Source organism: Pseudoalteromonas sp. TAB23 (assembly GCF_000498075.1).
GTDB lineage: Bacteria > Pseudomonadota > Gammaproteobacteria > Enterobacterales > Alteromonadaceae > Pseudoalteromonas > Pseudoalteromonas arctica.
Window position 1 is genome coordinate 1 of sequence record NZ_AUTP01000021.1, and the last position, 683, is coordinate 683.

1 protein-coding gene and 1 pseudogene are annotated in these 683 nt (G+C 44.8%); both read right to left on the reverse strand.

Annotated features, from left to right (window positions below; translation table 11 throughout):
• A pseudogene (locus L654_RS0100300) lies at nucleotides 1-363 on the reverse strand (hypothetical protein); the annotation flags it as partial.
• 66 nt (nucleotides 364-429) lie between these two features.
• On the reverse strand, nucleotides 430-683 hold a 254-nt coding region (locus L654_RS0100305), incomplete at its 5' end, for a P2 family phage major capsid protein (RefSeq protein ID WP_024606923.1).

Here is a 683-nt window from a genome sequence, read left to right on the forward strand (position 1 = left end):
TTGGTAAGCTAAATCGCTGGCTGCATCGCTTGCTTTATCTGCGGCGCTTTCAATTTCATCTGCAGCATTGCTTGCAGTGTCTATGCTTTGGTTTAGCTCGTCGGTTGCATCTTCAACGTTTGAAACATCAATATGTTCTTTTTCGCTATCTACATGCAGAGTTGGAAGATCCTCTTCACAAAAAAACGTGATGTTTTGGTCAACGTATTCTTGGGCGGTTTCAATCGCTTTTGATTCGTCACAACCTAGCAACTGCGCGAGCAATTTAAGCGCGGTGTTTTCAGGCGTAATTGTTGCTTGTACATCACCTGTTTTAGCTTTGGCAGCAAGGCGGCGTTTTTTAAAATTAGCAATGGCACTCATGGCACTGTTACCTTTTAATAAATGGAGTTAATGCTAGGCGCTTAGCGCCTAGCTGCTTAATCGCGTTTAAGGCTTGGCGCCAATGTTCATTGCGCTTTCATCAATCGCGGCATACGCTTCAAACTCTTCAATTGCGTAGCCTTCATTACGCCAGTATGAGTTTTCGTATTGCTTGCGATCTTCTTCGTCTTTGGCCTTGCGGTGCGCCGTGCCTTTTTGCGTATAAATATGCAAGTTGCTCAAAATGGTTATTGCAATGCGTTTACCCGGGAAGAACGGTGGCGTGTATGCGCGCATGCCGCCAATGTTTTTATCCATTT